General features: G+C 70.0%; 19 protein-coding genes. 10 read left to right on the top strand and 9 right to left on the bottom strand.

Annotated features, from left to right (window positions below):
• Positions 1–19: 19 nt before the first annotated feature.
• The 3 genes from OG966_RS23415 to OG966_RS23405 all read left to right on the top strand — a co-directional run bounded on the left by OG966_RS23415 (position 20) and on the right by OG966_RS23405 (position 3251).
• The gene (locus OG966_RS23415; RefSeq protein ID WP_326651752.1) at positions 20–859 is read left to right on the top strand and encodes a DUF3558 domain-containing protein; all 840 of its coding nucleotides are present in this window, start codon (positions 20–22) and stop codon (positions 857–859) included.
• A gap of 124 nt (positions 860–983) precedes the next feature.
• Positions 984–1700 carry a DUF3558 family protein gene (locus OG966_RS23410; RefSeq protein ID WP_326651751.1) on the top strand — a complete coding sequence of 239 codons (717 nt, stop codon included), beginning with the start codon at positions 984–986 and terminating at the stop codon, positions 1698–1700.
• Between the two features lie 108 nt (positions 1701–1808).
• Positions 1809–3251, top strand: coding sequence for a DUF2637 domain-containing protein (locus OG966_RS23405; protein WP_326651750.1), 1443 nt, complete (start codon positions 1809–1811; stop codon positions 3249–3251).
• 98 nt (positions 3252–3349) lie between these two features.
• Here the strand turns inward: OG966_RS23405 and lysS are convergent, their stop codons facing one another.
• Positions 3350–5083 (bottom strand): lysine--tRNA ligase, encoded by a 1734-nt coding sequence (gene lysS, locus OG966_RS23400; protein WP_326651748.1) that lies wholly within the window; start codon positions 5081–5083, stop codon positions 3350–3352.
• Positions 5084–5259: 176 nt separating this feature from the next.
• On the opposite strand from lysS, the gene argS reads away from it, so the two are divergent.
• Positions 5260–7032 (top strand): arginine--tRNA ligase, encoded by a 1773-nt coding sequence (argS, locus tag OG966_RS23395; protein ID WP_326651747.1) that lies wholly within the window; start codon positions 5260–5262, stop codon positions 7030–7032.
• Positions 7033–7054: 22 nt separating this feature from the next.
• Here argS and OG966_RS23390 read toward each other — a convergent pair whose 3' ends face one another.
• Positions 7055–8374, bottom strand: a complete 1320-nt coding sequence (locus OG966_RS23390) for a helix-turn-helix domain-containing protein (RefSeq protein WP_326651746.1) — start codon at positions 8372–8374, stop codon at positions 7055–7057.
• Between the two features lie 328 nt (positions 8375–8702).
• Here OG966_RS23390 and OG966_RS23385 point away from each other — a divergent pair, with 328 nt between their 5' ends.
• On the top strand, positions 8703–9419 hold the full coding sequence (locus OG966_RS23385; protein ID WP_326651745.1) for a DUF4232 domain-containing protein: 717 nt from the start codon (positions 8703–8705) through the stop codon (positions 9417–9419).
• 117 nt (positions 9420–9536) lie between these two features.
• Here the strand turns inward: OG966_RS23385 and OG966_RS23380 are convergent, their stop codons facing one another.
• On the bottom strand, positions 9537–9806 hold the full coding sequence (locus tag OG966_RS23380) for a DUF1876 domain-containing protein (protein WP_326651744.1): 270 nt from the start codon (positions 9804–9806) through the stop codon (positions 9537–9539).
• 265 nt (positions 9807–10071) lie between these two features.
• Here OG966_RS23380 and OG966_RS23375 point away from each other — a divergent pair, with 265 nt between their 5' ends.
• The 3 genes from OG966_RS23375 (at position 10072) to OG966_RS23365 (ending at position 12301) form a co-directional block, all read left to right on the top strand.
• On the top strand, positions 10072–10323 hold the full coding sequence (locus OG966_RS23375; RefSeq protein ID WP_326651743.1) for an imine reductase family protein: 252 nt from the start codon (positions 10072–10074) through the stop codon (positions 10321–10323).
• Positions 10324–10498: 175 nt separating this feature from the next.
• Positions 10499–11251, top strand: coding sequence for a DUF4253 domain-containing protein (locus OG966_RS23370; RefSeq protein WP_326651742.1), 753 nt, complete (start codon positions 10499–10501; stop codon positions 11249–11251).
• 153 nt (positions 11252–11404) lie between these two features.
• The gene (locus OG966_RS23365; protein ID WP_326651741.1) at positions 11405–12301 is read left to right on the top strand and encodes a glycoside hydrolase family 19 protein; all 897 of its coding nucleotides are present in this window, start codon (positions 11405–11407) and stop codon (positions 12299–12301) included.
• Between the two features lie 70 nt (positions 12302–12371).
• Here OG966_RS23365 and hemB read toward each other — a convergent pair whose 3' ends face one another.
• From hemB to OG966_RS23335, 6 genes are all read right to left on the bottom strand, one after another.
• The gene (hemB, locus tag OG966_RS23360) at positions 12372–13361 is read right to left on the bottom strand and encodes a porphobilinogen synthase (protein WP_326651740.1); all 990 of its coding nucleotides are present in this window, start codon (positions 13359–13361) and stop codon (positions 12372–12374) included.
• Positions 13362–13667: 306 nt separating this feature from the next.
• On the bottom strand, positions 13668–15326 hold the full coding sequence (locus tag OG966_RS23355) for a bifunctional uroporphyrinogen-III C-methyltransferase/uroporphyrinogen-III synthase (RefSeq protein WP_326651739.1): 1659 nt from the start codon (positions 15324–15326) through the stop codon (positions 13668–13670).
• Positions 15323–16282 carry a hydroxymethylbilane synthase gene (hemC, locus tag OG966_RS23350; RefSeq protein WP_326651737.1) on the bottom strand — a complete coding sequence of 320 codons (960 nt, stop codon included), beginning with the start codon at positions 16280–16282 and terminating at the stop codon, positions 15323–15325. The genes OG966_RS23355 and hemC overlap by 4 nt, the downstream gene beginning before the upstream one ends.
• Positions 16279–18015, bottom strand: coding sequence for a glutamyl-tRNA reductase (locus OG966_RS23345; protein WP_326651736.1), 1737 nt, complete (start codon positions 18013–18015; stop codon positions 16279–16281). The genes hemC and OG966_RS23345 overlap by 4 nt, the downstream gene beginning before the upstream one ends.
• A complete protein-coding gene (locus OG966_RS23340) occupies positions 18012–18737 on the bottom strand; it encodes a redox-sensing transcriptional repressor Rex (protein WP_326651735.1) in 726 nt (241 codons plus the stop codon). The genes OG966_RS23345 and OG966_RS23340 overlap by 4 nt, the downstream gene beginning before the upstream one ends.
• Before the next feature lie 331 nt (positions 18738–19068).
• Complete coding sequence (locus tag OG966_RS23335; RefSeq protein WP_326651734.1) at positions 19069–19344, bottom strand: glutaredoxin family protein; 276 nt, start codon at positions 19342–19344, stop codon at positions 19069–19071.
• A gap of 145 nt (positions 19345–19489) precedes the next feature.
• Between OG966_RS23335 and OG966_RS23330 the strand changes: the two genes are divergently transcribed.
• Together OG966_RS23330 and OG966_RS23325 are read left to right on the top strand one after the other, a co-directional pair.
• A complete protein-coding gene (locus tag OG966_RS23330; RefSeq protein ID WP_326651733.1) occupies positions 19490–20440 on the top strand; it encodes an HAD family hydrolase in 951 nt (316 codons plus the stop codon).
• Between the two features lie 398 nt (positions 20441–20838).
• A complete protein-coding gene (locus tag OG966_RS23325; protein ID WP_326651732.1) occupies positions 20839–21633 on the top strand; it encodes an ECF subfamily RNA polymerase sigma factor, BldN family in 795 nt (264 codons plus the stop codon).
• Positions 21634–21760 lie beyond the last annotated feature (127 nt).

The following is a 21760-nucleotide window of genomic DNA, read 5'->3' as shown; positions in this document are numbered from 1 at the left end:
CCGAAAGGAGCCTGGGACCGTGCAACGAAAGGCGTACGTACCCGGCCTGGCGGCGCTCCTCGTCGCGCTCGTCCCCGGCTGCACCGCCGGCACCGGCACCGACGGCTCCGCCACGGACTCCAAGGCGGGCGGAGCCAAGTCCTCCGCCGCTCCCCCGGGCAAGTACCGCACTCTCCTCGAGCCCTGCCGCTCCGTCGAGCGCTCCACCCTCAAGGACTTGCTGCCCGGCGCCGCCGAGCTGCCCGAGGAACAGCAACAGAACGTGTACCGCGGTGCGGCCGCCGTCACCTACGACACCGACCGCCGCGTCGGCTGCAGCTGGAAGGCCGACGCCCCGGACGCCTCCCATCACCTCACGCTCGACTTCGAGCGTGTCGTCTCCTACGACGGGGCGGTGAGCGACGAGGACCGGGCGCAGGAGGTCTTCGCGAAGAAGCAGGCCGCGGCCTCGCTGCCGGTCGCCGTCGACCCGCGTGGCGAGAAGGGGCAGGAGTCCACGGCCCCCGCACAGTCCACGGCACCCGCGACCCCGCCGACCACACCGTCCACGCCGACGACGCCGTCCACGCCGACGGGCACAGGAACGCCATCGGGCACCGGCACCCCCGACGGACTTGCGCCGCGGGTCCTCGAGAGGCTCGGCGACGCCGCCTTCCTCGACGACGTCCTCACGGGGGCCGGGGCCGGTTCCACCGCCCAGCGCCGCACCGTGAGCGTGGTCTTCCGCACATCGAACGTCATCGTGACCATCGTCTACGCCGAGCAGGCCGCCGTGACGACAGAGGTCCCGGACAGCAAGGAACTGCAGGAAAAGGCACAAGGGCTGGCCCGTGGGCTGGTCGAGCAGTTCACCGACTGAGCGGGCCCGAGGACGAACGTACGTATCCGGAGACACACCCGTGGACGGGCCATGTCCGCGTACCGTGGCCTCGCCGACCGGACCCTACGACAACCGGACCGTACGACAATCGACTGAAGGAACCATGCACCGTTCAGCCACGCGACTCACCCGCATACTCGCCTGCGCAGCCGTCCCGGTGATGCTTGTCGTCGCCGGCTGCTCGTCCGACTCCGCCGGCGACAGCAAGAAGGACTCTTCCTCCTCCGCCTCCTCGCCGGACGCGCAGAAGCCGGCGACCGTCGCACCCGCGAAGTACTCGAAGCTTCCCGAGCCCTGCAAGACGATCTCCGCGAAGACGATCGAGCAGCTGGTGCCGAAGACCAAGGTCAAGTCGGGCACCGCCGGCAAGTCCACGGACATCGCCAACCGCGGCAGCTGCTCCTGGAACGGTCTGGACGACAACGGCGTCAAGGGCTCGCAGTACCGCTGGCTCGATGTCTCCTTCCTCCGGTACGAGTCCGAGTCGTCCCTCGGTATCAGCGGCGAGAAGCGCGCCGAGGACAGCTACGCCAAGGAGATCTCCAAGGCGAAGTCCGTGGAGGGTGCCAAGAAGGTGCGGAGCTCGCCCGCGGCCGGCCTCGGCGAAGCGGCCACGGCCGTCGGCTACGACCTGGAGAAGACCGGCGAGGACTTCACGTATGCGACGGTCGTGGCGCGCACCGGCAATGTCGTGATCACGCTCACCTACAACGGCACCGGCTACGCGGGCGCGAAGAGCCCGTCCGCCTCCGACCTGATGAAGGACGCCGTGACGGCGTCCAAGGAGGCTGTGGCCTCGGTCACCGCCGCCAACAAGTAGGTTCCGCACCCGGCCTGTTCACGGGGCCCGTCGCTCCCCGGAGGGACGGGCTCCGCAAGCATGTGCCAGGCTGTGCCCGCTGGATTCGAAAACGGGAGGGGATCGCGGGTGGCCGCGATGCAGCTGACACGCACGCACCGCATACTCATCGGGCTCGTCGTCACGGGCGCGGTCATCATCGCCGCGATCGGTTTCGCGGGGTCGTACGCCGCCGTACGCGAGCTCGCCCTGAAGAAGGGCTTCGGCGACTTCTCCATCGTCTTCCCGATCGGCATCGACGCGGGTATCTGCGTCCTGCTCGCCCTGGATCTGCTGCTGACCTGGCTGCGCATCCCCTTCCCGCTGCTCCGCCAGACCGCCTGGCTGCTCACCGTCGCCACCATCGCCTTCAACGGCGCGGCGTCCTGGCCCGACCCGCTCGGCGTCGGCATGCACGCGGTCATTCCGATCCTGTTCGTCGTCTCGGTCGAGGCGGCGCGGCACGCGGTGGGCCGGATCGCGGACATCACCGCCGACAAGCACATGGAGGGCGTACGCCTCACCCGCTGGCTGCTGTCCCCGATACCCACGTTCAAACTGTGGCGCCGGATGAAGCTGTGGGAGCTGCGCAGTTACGAGCAGGTCATCAAGCTCGAGCAGGACCGGCTGATCTACCAGGCCCGCCTTCAGGCCCGCTTCGGACGGTCATGGCGCCGCAAGGCCCCGGTGGAGTCGCTGATGCCGCTGCGCCTCGCGAAGTACGGCGTACCGCTGGCGGAGACGGCTCCGGCGGGGCTGGCCGCGGCGGGCGTCGAGCCGGCGCTGCTCCCGCCGGCACCGGCACCCCAGCCCCAGCCCCAGCTGCCGCGGGCGCAGGCTCAGGGCCGGGCCCAGGTCCAGGAGCCCGGCGGGCCGGAGTGGCCCCAGGAGCACGAGGAATTCGAGCAGGACGAGCAGTACGCGCAGTACGAGCAGTACGACGGCCGGATGCAGGACCAGGGCCGGATCCCGGGCCAGGCCCAGGGGGACCAGCAGTACGCGGAGCAGCAGTACCAGCAGGAGAACCTCGAGAGCCCCTGGTTCGCGGCTCCGCAGGTCCCGCAGGACGCGTACGAGAGTGCGTTCAACCCGACGTACGTCGAGGGCCTGGAGCCCACCCCGGTGCGCGTCCCGGCGGGCCCCGGCCGCACCCGCCCCCTCGGTGGCGTCGTCCCCGGTCAGCGCACGGACGCCCAGGCCCAGTACGCCGAGCCCGGCCCCGCCGCCGGGCAGCAGCAGCCGCCGGCCGAGGAGTACGCCGACCCGGAGTCGGAGGTCGAGGAACTTCCGACTCCGGGTCTGCCCGACGACCTCACGCGCGAGGAGGCGTACTTCAACGCCTTCCGCAAGTACGTCAGTGAGCACGGCGACTTCCCCAACGCCCGGCAGTTCGGCCTCTATCTGATGGACCTCTACGGCATCACGGGCCGCACCGGCGGCCCGCTGAGCGAGAGCTCGCTCAGGGGCTATCTGCGGGACTTCCGCTACCGCTACCAGACCGAACTGGACGCGGACGCCGAACACATCGCGTAACCAGGACTCACCCGACCAGAACTCGCCCGACCAAGACTCGCGGCAACGCCACAGGGCCCTCGTCCGATCCCGGACGAGGGCCCTGTGTACGTCGGCGGCTACGCGCCGAGCAGCTTCCGAACCCGCTCGGCCCCCACCGCCAGCAGCAGCGTCGGCAGCCGCGGCCCGGTGTCCTTGCCGACCAGCAGGTGGTAGAGCAGCGCGAAGAAGGACCGCTGCGCGGCCTTCAGCTCCGGCGTCGGCTTGGCGTCGGGTTCCAGGCCCGCCAGCACCTTCGGCACGCCGTAGACGAGCGTCGTCAGACCGTCCAGCGACCAGTGCGTGTCCAGCCCCTCCAGGAGCAGCCGCAGCGACTCGCGCGCCTGGTCGTCCAGCGAGCCGAGCAGCTCGGTGTCCGGCTCCTCGCGGACCAGAGTGCGCTGGTCGGCCGGGACCTGGGTGGTGATCCAGTTCTCGGCGCGGTCCAGCCGGGGCCGTGCCTCGTCCAGCGAGGACAGCGGGTTCTCCGGGTCGAGGTCGCTCAGGATCCGGATGGTCTGCTCGTCGTGCCCCGCCGTGATGTCGACGACCGAGGCGAGCGTCCGGTACGAGAGCGGGCGCGGCGTACGCGGCAGCTCACGCGCGGCCGTCCGCGCGGCCCGTGAGTGCGCAGCGGCATCCGCCGGCAGCGCGGTCCCGTCCGCGACCTTGGCCTCCAGCTTGTCCCACTCGTCGTACAGCCGCTGGATCTCCTGGTCGAAGGCGATCTTGAAGGACTGGTTCGGCTTGCGCCGCGCGTACAGCCAGCGAAGCAGCGGCGCCTCCATGATCTTCAGCGCGTCGGCCGGCGTCGGCACACCGCCACGGGACGACGACATCTTCGCCATCCCGGAGATTCCCACGAACGCGTACATCGGACCGATCGGCTGCACGCCGTCGAAGATCTCGCGCACGATCTGCCCGCCGACGACGAACGACGATCCCGGCGAGGAGTGGTCGACACCGCTCGGCTCGAAGATCACGCCCTCGTACGCCCAGCGCATCGGCCAGTCGACCTTCCAGACCAGCTTGCCGCGGTTGAACTCGCTCAGCCGCACGGTCTCGCCGAAGCCGCACGCCGTGCAGGTGTACACGAGCTCGGTCGTCTCGTCGTCGTACGAGGTGACGGTCGTCAGGTCCTTCTCGCACCGGCCGCAGTACGGCTTGTACGGAAAGTACCCGGCGGCGCCCCCGCTGCCGTCGTCCTCGGCGGCCGCGCCGGAACCCTCCGCCGCCTCCAGCTCCGCCTCGTCCACCGGCTTCTGCGACTTCTTGGCGGGCGCCTTCTTGGTCCGGTACTGGTCGAGGATCGCGTCGATCTTGCCGCGGTTCTTCATCGCGTGCAGGACCTGCTCGCGGTAGACACCCGAGGTGTACTGCTCGGTCTGGCTGATGCCGTCGTACTCGACACCCAGCTCGGCCAGCGCCTCGACCATCGCGGCCTTGAAGTGCTCGGCCCAGTTCGGGGAGGCCGACCCGGCCGGTGCGGGCACCGAGGTGAGCGGCTTGCCGATGTGCTCGCCCCACGAGTCGTCCACGCCGGGGACCCCGGCCGGCACCTTGCGGTACCGGTCGTAGTCGTCCCACGAGATCAGATGACGGACCTCGTGACCGCGCCGCCGGATCTCGTCCGCGACCAGATGCGGGGTCATCACCTCACGGAGATTGCCCAGGTGAATCGGGCCTGACGGCGACAGACCGGACGCGACGACGACCGGTTTGCCAGGCGCACGTCGCTCCGACTCGGCGATGACCTCGTCCGCGAAACGGGAGACCCAGTCGGTCTCGGTGCTGCTCTGAGCCACGATCGGCACGTCCTTGAATGCTTGGGGTTCTCTTGCGGGTTCTCGACAGGCGTCGTACGCCATTGTCCCAGACGGAACGGCTCCCCCTGAGGTTGCCCATTCCGAGGAGAAAAGAGGTTGCCGCCCCATGGGACACTTGACAACCGAAACAGACTCCCGACGAGACTCGACAAGAACGGAAGCTCATGGCCTCGGTCCCTTCCCTCGCTTCGACCGTGCAGCAGCGCCTCGCGGACGCCCTCTCGGCAGCCCTGCCGGAGGCCGGTTCCGCCGACCCCCTGCTGCGACGTAGCGACCGGGCCGACTTCCAGGCCAACGGCATCCTGGCGCTCGCCAAGAAGCTGAAGGGCAACCCGCGCGAGCTGGCGGCCAAGGTCGTCGAGGGCCTGCCCACCGGTGACCTGCTCAAGGAGATCGAGGTCTCGGGCCCCGGCTTCCTCAACATCACGCTCACCGACGAGGCGATCGTGAAGACCCTCGCCGCACGCGCCGCCGACGACCGGCTCGGTGTCCCGTACGCCGAGAACCCGGGCACCACGGTCATCGACTACGCCCAGCCGAACGTGGCCAAGGAGATGCACGTCGGCCACCTCCGCTCCGCAGTGATCGGCGCCGCGATGGTCGAGATCCTGGAGTTCACCGGCGAGAAGGTGGTCCGGCGCCATCACATCGGCGACTGGGGCACCCAGTACGGCATGCTCATCCAGTACCTGATCGAGCACCCGCACGAGCTGGACCACGAGGGCGGCGAGGAGGTCACCGGCGAGGAGGCGATGTCCTCCCTGAACCGCATCTACAAGGCTTCGCGCGCGCTCTTCGACTCCGACGAGGCGTTCAAGGACCGCGCCCGTAACCGGGTGGTGGACCTGCAGGCCGGGGACCCCGAGACGCGTGCCCACTGGCAGCGGTTCGTCGACGAGTCGAAGATCTACTTCTACTCGGTCTTCAACAAGCTCGACATGGAGATCCGCGACCCCGACATCGTCGGCGAGTCCGGCTACAACGACATGCTCGACGAGACCTGCCGCCTCCTGGAGGAGTCGGGCGTGGCGGTCCGCTCGGAGGGTGCGCTGTGCGTGTTCTTCGACGACGTGAAGGGACCGGACGGCAACCCGACCCCGCTCATCGTCAGGAAGAGCAACGGCGGTTACGGCTATGCGGCCACCGACCTCTCCGCCATCCGCGACCGGGTGCAGAACCTCAAGGCGAACACCCTCATCTACGTCGTGGACGCCCGGCAGTCCCTGCATTTCAAGATGGTCTTCGAGACCGCGCGGCGGGCCGGCTGGCTGAACGACGAGGTCAAGGCCGTACAGCTGGCGTTCGGGACCGTCCTCGGCAAGGACGGCAAGCCGTTCAAGACCCGGGCGGGCGAGACGGTCCGCCTGGTCGACCTCCTGGACGAGGCGATCGAGCGGGCGACGGCCGTCGTGCGGGAGAAGAACAACGAGAAGATCGCCCTCACCGAAGAGGAGATCATCGAGAACGGGGAGCAGATCGGCATCGGCGCGGTGAAGTACGCCGACCTGTCGACGTCCGCTGCCCGCGACTACAAGTTCGACCTGGACCAGATGGTGTCGCTCAACGGCGACACGTCGGTGTACCTGCAATACGCGTACGCCCGTATCCAGTCGATCCTGCGCAAAGCGGGCGACGCCAAGCCGGCAGCCCACCCGGAGCTCGAACTGGCACCGGCTGAGCGCGCGTTGGGTCTTCATCTGGACCAGTTCGGGGAGACGCTGGCGGAAGTCGCCTCGTCGTACGAGCCGCACAAGCTGGCCGCGTACCTCTACCAGCTGGCCTCGCACCTCACCACGTTCTACGACCAGTGCCAGGTGCTGAGCGACGACAACCCCGCGGAGCTCGTCGAGAACCGTCTGTTCCTGTGCGACCTGACCGGCCGCACGCTCCACCAGGGTATGGCGCTCCTCGGCATCCACACCCCCGAGCGTCTCTGAACTCAACGCCCCTCGGAGACTCTCAGGGACCCTCAGGACGCTCCTGCGCGACCCACGCGCTCTTGTCCGGCCAGTACCCGTACTCGGTCCGTCCCTTGATCGCGCTCGTACGGAACGGCTTCCCGTCGTCGTCGACACGCACCGTCCCCCGCCGGTCCCCGCTGCTCCAGTCGAGCTCCAGGTACCAGCTGACATCGTGTCCCTCGGTGTGGAGGTCGAGGTTGAGCACCTGCGGATCGTTGGACGCGACCTTGTACGGGAAGTCCTTGGCGGGCACGACGGTGTCGCCGTCCTGCCCCGCCACGGGCTTCACCAGCGGTTGCCCGGCATCCAGGTCGATGTCGAAGGCCTGCGGGGTGATGCCACCACCGCAGCCGTAGGACATCGAGTACGCCTTCCAATCGAGGGGTGCGCTGCGCGCAACGACCCGTACATGCACGGCGTTCAGCACCACCGAGTCCGCCGTCCTGCCCGTCGCGGTCAGCTGAAGCAGCAGGTGGCCGCCGTCCACCCCGCCCAGCGCACGGGCCCAGCTCCGGTTGTCCTGCGGCGCGGGCGGGGGCGGGACGGCGTCGGGCGCCTGGTCGAGGAGGTAGTACTGACCGCAGGGCTCCTCCCAGTTGTACGAGCTGACGCCCACCCGCAGCGGTACGCCGCCGGACTGAGCCGGCGGCGTGGGGGCCACGCCCGCGGCCGGTGTCGCCGCCTGGCTCCCGCTGGGCGAGGCGCTCTTGGCCGGGCTGCCACTCGGCGAGGCGCTCGGTGACGGGGAACCGGGCGCGGCGGTGCCGGGCGGGGCACTGGCCCCGGCTACGGCGTGGGACGTCTGCTTGTCGTCCTGGTCCTGCGTTGCCGCGTGGCTCGCGATGAAGGCGGCGGGCACGGCCAGGGCGACAACGGCGCCTGCGGCGAGCGCGATCCGCAGCCTCTTGGGGTCGCGGGTGCGACGCCCGGCCCCACCCTCGGGCACCGCTCCCCGCTCGGGCGCCACCTCCGGCACAGCCACCTCCTGCACGAGGTCCGGCTCAGGCACGGGGGCCGGCTCAGGCACCTCCGGCACCGGTTCCGCCGCGGCACCCTCGACCCGCGCACGCCGACGTGCGCCGTCCGCCAGGATCCATCGCCGGTGCAGCTCCACAAGCTCGTCCGGCGTCGCGGCGCAGAGCCGGGCCATCCGCTCCACGGGGGCGTAATCGGTGGGGACGGCGTCGCCGTTGCAGTACCGGTGGAGCGTGGACGTACTGACGTGCAGCTTGCCCGCGAGGATGCCGTAGCTGCGTCCCGAGCGGTCCTTGAGTTCCCTGAGCAGGGCCGCGAACTCCTCGGCCTCCAGTGTCGCCACGTGCGGTGTTCCCCCTCTTGAGCGCTGCCGACTGTCCCGGAACGCCGTTCCAGGGACGGGGTATCCCCCCAGGTCACCGTACGCGCAAGCGTTCCAGCATCCCCAATGGTTCAGGGGCTGTTGCGGCCGGAACCGGCCGCCACGCAGTCTGTGATCACACCGCACAGCCCACCGGGAAGCAGCCGGAAGGAGCCATGCGAACCCGCATACGCAACTGCCTCATCGATGTGGTGGCCGTGCTTGTGGTGATCGCAGCGACTGCGGTCGTCACGGCCCTCATCTGCCAGTTCTGATCCACAGACGATCCACACGGGGAGAACCGAACACCATGCACAATGCCCGTATCCGCACCACCGCCGTCGCCGCCACCGCTCTGCTGGCCGCCCTCTCTCTGACGGCCTGCCAGTCCGGCGACGACGGCGACGCCGACGCAAAGAAGTCGGGCGCGGCGCCCGCGTCCACGAGTACGCCGTCCACGGGCGCCAAGCCCGCGCCCAGCCCCACGAACACCCCCGCGGGCAGCGACACCCGCACCGGCAACGGCGGCCGTTCGACGGGCGGCGGCAAGAACAGCAACAGCGGCGGCAAGGGCTCCGGCAAGGCGGGCGACTCCGGCCCCGCCACCGCCGCCTGCATCGGCGAGAACACCAAGGTCACCGTCAGCAAGGTGAGCCGCCCCATCAACCACCTGCTGCTCACCATGACCAACACCGGCTCGAAGGCGTGCAACGCCTACCACGCCCCGCTCCTGCGCTTCGACGACGCCCAGGCCGTCACGCAGATCATGGACTCCAGCAAGCCGCAGGCGGTCGTCACCATCGCTCCGGGGGAGTCCGCGTACGCCTCGCTTCTCCTGGAGGCCGACGACAGCGGCCAGAACGGACAAACGGTAAAGAAGCTCACCGTCCACTTCGCCCCGCGCAGTGGCTCCGGCTCAACCGAAACGGCCCCCGACGTGCTCACCCTCCCTGCCGGCACGTACGCCGACTCCAACGCAGCCGTCAGCTACTGGCAGAGCACCATGGCGGACGCGCTCACCTACTGAGGCGCGCAGGGCGCATGGGGCGCATGGAGTCCACGGGACACGTGGAGCGCACGGAACGCGCGGAGCGCACGGCTCCGCCCCCCGCCGGGAACCCGGCGGGGGCCATACCGCATCCCGTCACATCAGTGCGTGCGACTTTCTGCCCGAGGCCTCGTCGATCTCCGTGTGGGCCTTCTGCAGCAGCTGCGAGGCCATGTCCATGAGCGCTCGTGCGCCCGCGATCTCCTCGCCGACCCGCAGCTGTTCCGAATCGGACGGGTGGCGCTGGGCATTACCGTGGCCGCGTATTTCCGTGCCGTCGCCCAGTCTCACCATGGCGGCCGCCCTGGTCCGGTCGCCTTCCTCAGTGAATTCCATCTCTACATGCCATCCGACGAGTGTCTGCATGGCGGATCACCTCCGGTACCTCTTCCAGAGTGCGCCGCCGGAGGCGAGATCACCACTAGTCGTCGACTCCGGCCCGCCCGACCCGGGTGGGCGTGTGGCCGGGCCCGTCCGCCTCGTGCGCACCCCGCGGTAAGTACCTGACCAAATAGTCGGTACTTGTGGGCATTCCAGTGCGGCACGAGGATCGAAGGAGATCCCTTACGTCACTCCCGAGGAGCCCTGCACGGCCACGCCCAAGCCCGCCGTATCCGTTCTCGGCCTCGGAATGACCGGGATCGGCGCGATGCTCGGCAGCGCGCCCGAGTGGGCGAAGGCGATCGACTCGGGGCAGCACCTCACGGACGTCTCCAGCCTCGCCGTGAACCACGCGGCGATCCCGAACTTCCTCACCGCCTTTCGCGACCAGGGCGTCAGAACTGACCATTTCGAGCCCTTCCAGGCGATCCTGGACCGCGCGATGACAGAGGGCTACGCAGCCGACGGCCTGTCCCGCATCGCCGACCTGCTCAGGAAGTGACGGCGAACTCCCTGACGGCGGCTCGGATCACGGCTCCCCCGACCCACCGCTGCCCCGGGGGAGTCCAAGAACGCCGACGGCCGCACGCTCACCCTCACCCCCAGCCACCTGGGGCCGCCTTCAGCGCGACCATGCTCTGAGCCGATTGTCAGTGGCGGCCCCTAAAGTCGCCTGCATGGTGATCAACCCGAACGCACTCGGCCTCGATCTGCCGCCCGGTGCCATGCGCGTCCAGCCGTCCCTCTGGTACGCGAACGAGCCCGCGCAGCCCAACACTTGGGCGCGACTCCTGCCCGCCCGGGAGGCGTCCGGCATGCATCCTGTGCTGCTTGTGAACGGCAAGGACCACACCTGGGACCGGGATCTCGGGCTCGCCCAGGAGTCGGATCCGGACGACCACGACGCCGAAGAGGTTCTGCCGGCCCTGTGGGACCACGTCCAGGCGGAGGACGGCGACGAGGACGACGCGGACACCATCGCGCCCTTCACAACCGAATGGCCCGGCCTCGCCCCGGCGGGCGAGCCGGAGGCCGACCCGGACGTCACGGCCGCCGGTGTCGCCGCCGGGCTGCTGGAGGCCGGACAGCTGGGGGACGTCCGGGCCGGGCTGATCCCCGTACGCCGCAGCGCGGACATCCCCGCGGCGCTGGGCTGGACCGGCGCCTGCAATCACGCGGACACCGGCCCGCTGTCCGCCGTGCTGCGCTCATGGGAGGAGCGCTTCGGCATACGGGTCGTAGCGCTCCACTTCGACCGCCTGGACGTCTCCGTCGCGGCCCCGCCCCGCACGATGGCGGAGGCCCTGGCCGTCGCCGCCGAGCACCACGCGTTCTGCCCGGACAACGTATGGCAGGGGTACGACACGATCCGCGAGTACGCGGAGTTGGCTCTGCTCGGCCGACAGCACTGGACCTTCTGGTGGGACTGACGGACATTTTCGGCTGAACTTCCACCGCATTGGTCTATACCTTGACTCGATCACGACAACACGCTTGAGTGTGCGGCACAGCCCCCCACCGCGGCCTGTCCGGACGACAACTGTCGTTCCGGACAAGGCCGTTGCCGCGCAAAGGAGTCACGAGTGCTGAGACACCGCATCATGGCGTTGCTTGTCGCGATCCTCGTCGGGAGCGGAGTGGCGGCAGCCTTCATGCCCGCCGCGTCCGCCGCCTCCGCGGATGCGTGCACGTCCGCGCCGAACTGGTCCGCCGGTACTTCGTACGTCACTGGCAACGTTGTCAAATACACGGACGGCAAGTACTACATAGCCGAGCACGACAATCCGGGCTACGACCCCACCATCAGCACCTGGTTCTGGGACCCGTACACGTGCAGCGGCGGCGGGGACCCGTCCCCCTCCGGCTTCGTCGTGAGCGAGGCGCAGTTCAACCAGATGTTCCCGAGCCGGAATTCGTTCTACACCTACAACGGGCTGAAGGCCGCGCTGAGCGCGTACCCGGGCTTCGCGAACACCGGCAGCGACACCGTCAAGAAGCAGGAGGCCGCGGCCTTCCTCGCGAACGTCAGCCACGAGACCGGCGGTCTGGTCCACGTCGTGGAGCAGAACCAGGCCAACTACCCGCACTACTGCGACTGGAGCCAGCCCTACGGCTGCCCGGCCGGCCAGGCGGCGTACTACGGCCGCGGCCCGATCCAGCTCAGCTGGAACTTCAACTACAAGGCCGCGGGCGACGCGCTCGGCATCGACCTGCTGGGCAACCCCTGGCTTGTGCAGAACGACGCCGCGGTGGCCTGGAAGACGGGCCTCTGGTACTGGAACACCCAGAACGGCCCGGGCACGATGACGCCCCACAACGCCATGGTCAACCAGGCGGGCTTCGGCCAGACCATCCGCTCCATCAACGGCTCGCTGGAGTGCGACGGCAAGAACCCGGCGCAGGTCCAGAGCCGCGTCAACAGCTACCAGTCGTTCACCCAGATCCTCGGCGTCGCCCCCGGCGGCAACCTGTACTGCTGACAACCCCCCGAAAACGGGCTGCGGGCCGGGGAGAACAGTCCCCCGGCCCGCAGCCGCACCAGTTTCCGGCTCAGAGCGTGCGCGCGACCTCCGTCGCCCAGTAGGTCAGGATCATCTGCGCACCGGCCCGCCTGATCCCGGTCAAGGCCTCCAGAATCGCCCTGTCCCGGTCGATCCAGCCCTTCTCGGCGGCGGCCTCGATCATCGCGTACTCACCGCTGATCTGGTACGCGGCGACCGGCACGTCCACGGCGTCCGCGACCTTCGCCAGCACATCGAGATACGGACCCGCGGGCTTGACCATCACCATGTCGGCGCCTTCGGCCAGGTCCAGTGCCAACTCCCGCAGGGACTCCCGAAGGTTGGCGGGGTCCTGCTGATACGTCTTGCGGTCACCGCGCAGCGAGGACCCGATGGCCTCCCGGAACGGACCGTAGAAGGCGGAGGAGTACTTGACGGTGTACGCGAGGACCGACACGTCCTCGTGCCCCGTCTGGTCCAGCGCGTCGCGGATGACGCCGACCTGGCCGTCCATCATCCCGCTGGGCCCGACGACATGGACGCCCGCGTCCGCCTGGACCTGCGCCATCTCGGCGTACCGCTCGAGGGTCGCGTCATTGTCGACGCGCCCCTCGGCGTCCAGCACCCCGCAGTGCCCGTGATCGGTGTACTCGTCCAGACAGAGATCGGACATGATGACGAGCTCGTCACCGACCTCGGCCTTCACATCCCGGATCGCGACCTGCAGAATCCCGTCCGGATCCGTCCCCGCGGTCCCGGCGGCGTCCTTCTTCGCGTCCTCCGGCACCCCGAACAGCATGATCCCGGCAACCCCGGCCTCGAGCGCCTCGACGGCCGCCTTCCGCAAGGTGTCGCGGGTGTGCTGCAGGACGCCGGGCATCGCGGAAATCGGCACCGGCTCGCTGATCCCTTCCCGCACGAAGGCGGGCAGGATCAGATCGGCGGGGTTGAGCCGGGTCTCCGCGACCATCCGTCGCATTGCGGGTGTCGTGCGCAGCCGCCGCGGCCGCGCGCCGGGAAAGGATCCGTACGCAGTCATGGGAGCAACGCTACGCCGGGCGGGGGTGCGCAGGTGCCGACAGGGTGTCGGGGCCGGGCGGGCCATGCCGGGGCTCTGCCTCGGCCCCCGCGCCTCAATCGCCGGCGGGGCCCCTGTTGGGGCTCCGCCCCAAGCCCCGCTCCTCAAACGCCGAAGGCGCTGGGATGTCCGGGAAACCCAGCCCGTCCGGCGATTGAGGACACGGCCGAAGGCCGTACCGGGGTCTGGGGGCTTGCCCCCGGTTACAGGAAGGGGCGGGGTGGGGAAACGCCCCGAAGGCGACCCGCACCCCGCCCCCGCACCGAACTACGTCGTCCGCCGCCGCCGTCCGCCGGGACGCCGCTCGCTCGGACGCGTCACATGCTCGCCCGCCTCCACCGCCGCCGCCCGGCGCTGCCCGCCGAAGTCCGCCAGCGCCTCCGCCAGCTTGTGCACCGACGGTTCCGGCGACAGCACGTCCACCCGCAGCCCGTGCTCCTCCGCCGTCTTGGCGGTCGCCGGGCCGATGCAGGCGATCACGGTCACGTTGTGCGGCTTGCCGGCTATACCCACCAGATTCCGCACGGTGCTCGACGACGTGAACAGCACCGCGTCGAACCCGCCGCCCTTGATGGCCTCACGCGTGTCCGCCGGCGGCGGCGACGCCCGCACCGTCCGGTACGCGGTCACGTCGTCGACCTCCCAGCCCAGCTCGATGAGGCCCGCCACCAGCGTCTCGGTGGCGATGTCCGCACGCGGCAGGAAGACCCGGTCGATCGGGTCGAAGACCGGGTCGTACGGCGGCCAGTCCTCGAGCAGACCGGCGGCCGACTGCTCCCCGCTCGGCACAAGATCAGGCTTGACGCCGAAATCGACCAGCGCGGCAGCGGTCTGCTCGCCCACCGCCGCGACCTTGATACCCGCGAAAGCACGCGCGTCGAGCCCGTACTCCTCGAACTTCTCCCGCACCGCCTTCACGGCATTCACGCTCGTGAAAGCGATCCACTCGTAGCGGCCCGTCACCAGGCCCTTGACCGCGCGCTCCATCTGCTGGGGCGTCCGCGGCGGCTCGACGGCGATCGTCGGCACCTCGTGCGGCACGGCCCCGTAGCTGCGCAGTTGGTCGGAGAGCGAAGCCGCCTGCTCCTTGGTCCGCGGCACGAGCACCTTCCAGCCGAAGAGCGGCTTGGACTCGAACCACGAGAGCTGGTCCCGCTGGGCGGCGGCGCTGCGCTCACCCACCACGGCTATGACAGGCCGGTGCCCCTCGGGCGAGGGCAGTACCTTCGCCTGCTTCAGGACCTGCGCGATCGTTCCCAGCGTCGCGGACCACGTCCGCTGCCGCGTCGTCGTACCGGCGACGGTCACGGTCAGCGGCGTGTCCGGCTTGCGGCCCGCGGCCACCAGCTCGCCCGCCGCCGCGGCGACCGTCTCCAGCGTCGCGGAGACGACGACCGTGCCGTCGCTCGCGCCGACCTCGGTCCAGCACCGGTCACTCGCGCTACGGGCGTCCACGAAACGGACGTCGGCGCCCTGCGGGTCGCGCAACGGCACACCGGCGTACGCGGGCACGCCCACCGCCGTGGCGACACCCGGCACGACCTCGAAGGGAATCCCCTCCGCGGCGCACGCGAGCATCTCCTGACCTGCGTTTCCGTCGAGGCCGGGGTCGCCGGAGACTGCGCGGACGACCCGCTTGCCGACCCTCGCGGCCTCCATGACAAGATTGGCCGCATCCCTGAGGACGGGGATCCCGGCGGCTGTTGACGCGTCGTCAACAACCGTCAGTTCAGGCGTGCTTACGCTCGCTCGCGCATGGCTGCGTACCACGTCGAGCACATCGGGCTCGGCGATCAGTACCTCAGCACTCGCGAGCGCCTCGACGGCGCGCAGTGTCAGCAGTCCGGGGTCGCCGGGTCCGGCGCCGAGGAAGGTGACGTGCCCGTGTCCGTGTGCAGGAAGGGCCGGAAAGTTGGTGGGGCTCAACGTGCTCGCTCCCCCATAAGACCGGCCGCACCCTTGGCGAGCATCTCGGACGCCAGTTCGCGACCGAGCGCGATGGCGTCGCCGTGCGACGTGGGTACGGGACCGGTGGTGGACAGCTGCACCAGCGTCGAGCCGTCGGTTGTGCCGACGACGCCGCGCAGGCGCATCTCGGTGACAACCTGCCCGTCGGCCAGCAGGTCGGCCAGCGCACCCACAGGTGCGGTGCAGCCGGCCTCCAGGGCGGCGAGCAGGGAACGCTCGGCGGTCACGGCGGCCCGGGTGTGCGGGTCGTCGAGCTCGGCGAGCGCGGCGATGAGGTCCGCGTTGACCGCGGCACACTCGATCGCCAGTGCCCCCTGGCCGGGGGCGGGCAGGACGAAGTCGACCGCCAGGAAGTCGGTGACCTCGTCGATCCTGCCGATGCGGTTGAGCCCGGCCGCGGCAAGAACCACGGCGTCCAGCTCCCCGCTGCGTACGTATCCGATCCGCGTATCGACATTCCCGCGGATCGGCACGGTCTCGATCGCCATGCCATGGCTGCGCGCGTACGCGTTGAGCTGCGCCATCCTGCGCGGCGAACCGGTGCCGATCCTGGCTCCGTCCGGCAGCCGGTCGAAGGTCAGTCCATCGCGCGCCACCAGCACGTCCCGCGGGTCCTCGCGCGGCGGCACGGCCGCCAGCGCCAGGTCGTCGGGCTGCGCGGTGGGCAGGTCCTTCAGCGAGTGAACGGCGAAGTCGACGTCACCCCGCAGCAGGGCGTCCCGCAGTGCGGTGACGAAGACCCCCGTACCGCCGATCTGCGCGAGATGCTCACGGGAGGTGTCCCCGTACGTGGTGATCTCGACAAGCTCGACGGCACGGCCGGTCAACTGGCGCACCACCTGCGCCACTTGTCCGGACTGGGCCATGGCCAGCTTGCTGCGTCTGGTCCCGAGCCTCAGTGCCCTCTCGGTCATACTCGCCCTCGGTTCTTGACGTCGGCGTCATTCAGGTCGGCCCGGCTGACGGAGGCGACCGTCTCCGGGTCGAGGTCGAAGAGTGTCCGCAGCGCGTCCGCGTACCCGGCGCCGCCGGGCTCGCTGGCCAGCTGCTTGACCCGCACGGTGGGCGCGTGCAGGAGCTTGTCGACGACGCGGCGCACGGTCTGGGTGATCTCGGCGCGCTCCTTGTCGTCCAGGTCGGGGAGGCGGCCCTCGAGCCGCGCGACCTCGCCGGCGACGACATCGGCGGCCATGGTGCGCAGGGCGACGACGGTCGGAGTGATGTGCGCGGCGCGCTGGGCGGCGCCGAAGGCGGCCACCTCGTCGGAGACGATGCCGCGCACCTGGTCCACATCGGCGGCCATCGGGGCGTCGGCGGAGGCTTCGGCGAGCGATTCGATGTCGACGAGCCGTACGCCGGCGAGCCGGTGGACGGCACCGTCGATGTCACGGGGCATGGCCAGGTCGAGCAGGGCGAGCCGGACGCGGGCGGTGGCTGCGGCTGCGGCGCCCCGCTCGTGCAGGGCTCCGGCGACCCGGGTGTCCCGGGGCGCGTTGTCGACCCATACCTGGTGCTGCGCGAGCGCGTCGGGTCCGAGCCCGTCGCCGAGCCCGACGGGGCACGCCCCGGCGGTCTCGGCGAGGTTCACCGCGGCGTCGCGGCCGGCCGGCGTCCCGGTGTCACCGACGGCAGCGCCGCCGAAGGCGGACGGGTCGCCGGACCGGGTGGACGGTGCGCGGTCCGCCACGTCCGCGCCCCCCGCAGCAGACTTGTCGGCCAGGCGGCCGTCGCGCGCCGCGGCCGCGGCGAGGCGGGCCACCAGACTGCCGTCCGGAGCGCGCAGGTCCTTCCCCGCCCCCGCCACCGGTACCACGTGCTCCGCGAGCGCCGCCGCGACGGACTCGGCCGTCAGGACCAGGCCCGTCGCACCGGTGCAGGACACCGCCACATCGGCACGTGTCAGCTCGTCGGCGACGTCGGCCATGGACACGGCGTGCGCGCTCACCCCGCCCGGCTCCGTCAGCACCGCGGCCAGTCGCTCCGCGCGCTCCAGCGTCCGGTTCGCGATGACGAGTTCACGTACACCGAGGCGCGCCAGCGTCGTCGCGGCGAGTGAGGACATCGAGCCGGCGCCGATGACCAGCGCCCGCTTGTCCGCGGCCCATGCCTCGACGGACGCGCCCGCGGCCAGCTGCTCGAGGCCGAAGGTGACGAGCGACTGCCCGGCCCGGTCGATCCCGGTCTCGCTGTGCGCGCGCTTGCCGACGCGGAGGGCCTGCTGGAACAGGTCGTTGATCAGCCGGCCCGCGGTGTGCAGCTCCTGCCCGAGGGCGAGAGCGTCCTTGATCTGCCCGAGGATCTGCCCCTCGCCGACGACCATGGAGTCCAGACCGCAGGCCACCGAGAAGAGGTGGTGTACGGCGCGGTCCTCGTAGTGCACATAGAGATACGGAGTGAGCTCCTCGAGCCCCACCCCGCTGTGCTGTGCGAGCAGCGTCGAGAGCTCCGCGACACCGGCGTGGAACTTGTCCACGTCCGCGTACAGCTCGATGCGGTTGCAGGTGGCCAGCACCGCCGCCTCGGCCGCGGGCTCCGCGGCGAGGGTGTCCTGGAGCAGCTTGATCTGCGCATCAGCGGACAGCGAGGCCCGCTCCAGCACGCTCACCGGCGCGCTGCGATGGCTCAGCCCGACGACCAGGAGACTCATGCCGGCATCACGGCGGGCATGTCCCCGTCGGGTCCCTTCCGGCCTGCGGCCTCGGCTTCCTCGCCGGCCTTCCGCTGCTCGTGGAAGGCGAGGATCTGCAGCTCGATCGAGAGATCGACCTTGCGCACATCCACGCCGTCGGGCACCGAGAGGACGGTGGGGGCGAAGTTCAGGATCGAGGTGACACCGGCCGCGATCAGCCGCTCGCACACCTGCTGCGCGGCGCCGGCGGGCGTCGAGATGACACCGATCGACACTCCGTTGTCACTGATGATCTTCTCGAGCTCGTCCGTGTGCTGGACGGGCATCCCGGCGACCGGCCTTCCGGCCATCTCCGGGTCGGCGTCGATCAGCGCGGCGACCCGGAAGCCCCGGGAGGCGAACCCGCCGTAGTTGGCGAGCGCGGCGCCGAGGTTACCGATACCGACGATGACCACGGGCCAGTCCTGCGTCAGACCGAGCTCGCGCGAGATCTGGTAGACGAGGTACTCGACGTCGTAGCCGACACCGCGCGTCCCGTAGGAGCCCAGGTAGGAGAAGTCCTTGCGCAGCTTCGCGGAGTTGACTCCGGCCGCGGCGGCGAGTTCCTCCGACGAGACCGTGGGAACGGACCGCTCGGACAGCGCGGTCAGGGCGCGCAGGTACAGCGGGAGTCGGGCGACGGTGGCCTCGGGGATTCCTCGGCTACGGGTCGCCGGTCGGTGATTTCGGCCAGTTGCCACGGTGCTCCTGCGGGATGAGCGAGGCTGCAGGCGGCCGTATGTCACAGGGCCGCCCCGTCGAATGCAGGCTATGTCTTTGTGAACGCGTGCACAAAGATGGTGTCCGTTTTGTCCGTGCAAAGTGACCGGGGTCACGCCATCCGATCGCGTGATCCTGGAACTCTGGACCGCATGGGTCCGCTGAAGAGCCGAAGGGGGCAAAACCGTACACACTCCTCACGACTACGCCCCCGAGACCGCTTACTGTGCCCTGTCCGCACAGCGTCCCGATAGAGGCTGGACCGCGTCCGGGACCCGAGCAAAACGACCCCGATGGTCTCCGGCCGCTCATCTACGCCCCGAGCGCGCGGCGCAGCCGTCCCGCGTCGACACGCCAGAACGTGTGCTGCTCGCCGTCGACCAGGACGACCGGAATCTGCTCCCAGTACGCCCGGTGCAGCGCCTCGTCCTGAGTGATGTCCTTCTCCTCCCAGGACGCACCGGTCTCGGTGCACACCTCCTCGACCACGGCCCGCGCGTCGTCACAGAGGTGACATCCCGGCTTGCCGATCAGCGTCACCACCCGCTCGTCGGCCTTCTTCTTCGCTCGTCGCAACACAGGACTCATGTGCCCATTCTCCGCCCGCGCCGGAGGGCTGCGGCACGCATCCCGTACGCCCGAATCGCCCGTTTAACGGGTTGGTCGCGGAGAGTTCACGCCATGGCATCCCGGTGGGTCGGGAAGTACCGAACAGACTGGCTATGCTCACGACATGGCCGCACTGGGATGGCTCACCCCCCGTAGGCGCTCCGCCACCGCGCGGAGCGTGCTCGCAGGCGAGGCAGCAGCGGAGGCAGCGCGCAAGTCGTCGCAGCATTTCGAGGCGCTCGATGCACTCGAAGCGCAGGACGGCACCGCCTCGGCCGCCGAACCGGATTTCCCCGTCGCCGGGGACGACCGGGCCGCCGCCTTCTTCGACCTCGACAACACCGTGATGCAAGGCGCTGCGATCTTCCACTTCGGCCGCGGCCTGTACAAGCGGAAGTTCTTCCAGCGCCGCGAACTGGCCCGGTTCGCCTGGCAGCAGACCTGGTTCCGGCTCGCCGGCGTCGAGGATCCGGAACATATGCAGGACGTCCGCGAGTCCGCCCTGTCCATCGTGAAGGGCCACCGCGTCTCCGAGCTGATGTCGATCGGCGAAGAGATCTACGACGAGTACATGGCCGACCGCATCTGGCCCGGCACGCGCGCTCTCGCCCAGGCCCACCTCGACGCCGGGCAGAAGGTCTGGCTGGTGACCGCGGCGCCCGTCGAGACCGCGACGATCATCGCCCGCCGGCTCGGCCTGACCGGCGCGCTGGGCACGGTCGCCGAGTCCCTCGACGGCGTGTACACCGGAAAGCTTGTGGGCGAGCCGCTGCACGGCCCCGCGAAGGCCGAGGCCGTACGCGCGCTGGCCGCCGCCGAGGGCCTGGACCTGACCCGCTGCGCGGCGTACAGCGACTCGCACAACGACATCCCGATGCTGTCGCTGGTGGGACATCCGTACGCCATCAACCCGGACACCAAGCTCCGCAAGTACGCGCGAGCGCGCGAGTGGCGGCTGCGCGACTACCGCACGGGCCGCAAAGCCGCCAAGGTCGGCATTCCGGCGGCAGCGGGCGTCGGCGCCATCGCGGGTGGCACGGCGGCCGCGGTCGCCCTCCATCGCCGCCGCCGCTGACTCCCGGGCCGACGCCGACTCCCGGGCCGACGCCGACTCCCGGGCCGACGCCGACTCGAACGGCGACGCCCGCTCCGGCGACGACAGCGCTTTCCGCGAGCAATCCAGGCCCTTGCCCCTGTGCGCTCCCGCCAGTCCTGTTGCCGCGTGTCGGGCACAATCCACCGCCCGACACGACAGATCACGAATCAATTCGATCAACAAGTGCTCACGATCTGCGACTTGATACGTCTCCTAGACGTAACAGAAGCGACTGAAACGACGATTTGAGCAACTGGGTGTAGCAACGCCTGTACGAAGCGTTATTCTCCTCAGACGCATGACGGACCCCACCAGTCCCCACGACGGGTGAACGGTCCCGCACTGCACGTGATGGAAGCTCTGCCTCTGGGAGTCCCGTGTACCCACACGTCGGGGTTGACGCCTCGGGCCTGGCTACGCTGCGCGCAACGGTCCTCGACCACTTGCGCGGCTTCGTCCCCACCGCGTACGCCGTCCCCGCATTCGCCATGCCCCGCCTTGCCCCAAGCGGCCCGGCCGCCCCCTGCTACGCCCTGGCCGACGGCCGCGCGGCCGTCGGCAGACGAGGCAGCCGGGGCGCCGGCGGCTCCTCGACCGCCGCCCGCCGACCCAGCGCCGACAGCGACAGCGCCCGCATGATGGACCTGGTCGAGCGCGCCCAGGCGGGCGAGACCGACGCCTTCGGCCGTCTCTACGACCAGTACAGCGACACCGTCTACCGCTACATCTACTACCGCGTGGGCGGAAAGGCGACGGCGGAGGACCTCACCAGCGAGACCTTCCTGCGCGCCCTGCGCCGCATCTCCACCTTCACCTGGCAGGGGCGCGACTTCGGCGCCTGGCTGGTCACGATCGCCCGCAATCTGGTGGCCGACCACTTCAAGTCCAGCCGCTTCCGGCTGGAAGTAACCACCGGCGAGATGCTCGACGCCAACGAGGTCGAGCGCAGCCCGGAGGACTCGGTCCTCGAGTCCCTGTCGAACGCCGCACTGCTGGAAGCGGTCCGCAAGCTCAACCCTCAGCAGCAGGAGTGCGTGACCCTGCGCTTCCTGCAGGGCCTCTCGGTCGCCGAGACGGCCAGGGTGATGGGCAAGAACGAGGGCGCGATCAAGACCCTCCAGTACCGGGCGGTGCGCACACTGGCCCGGCTCCTCCCCGACGACGCCCGCTGACCGACTCCCAACTCACCATCGGTGACGCCTCGATGACGCACTGGTCACATCATCCTTCGCGCGTAACCCAAGTGCCGCGACGCTCGTTGTGCGGGATGCAGGTTCCCTGTGGTCACGCCATGCCCGC

The organism is Streptomyces sp. NBC_01750, assembly GCF_035918095.1.
GTDB lineage: Bacteria > Actinomycetota > Actinomycetes > Streptomycetales > Streptomycetaceae > Streptomyces.
This window is presented reverse-complemented; position numbering and strand designations above follow the sequence as displayed.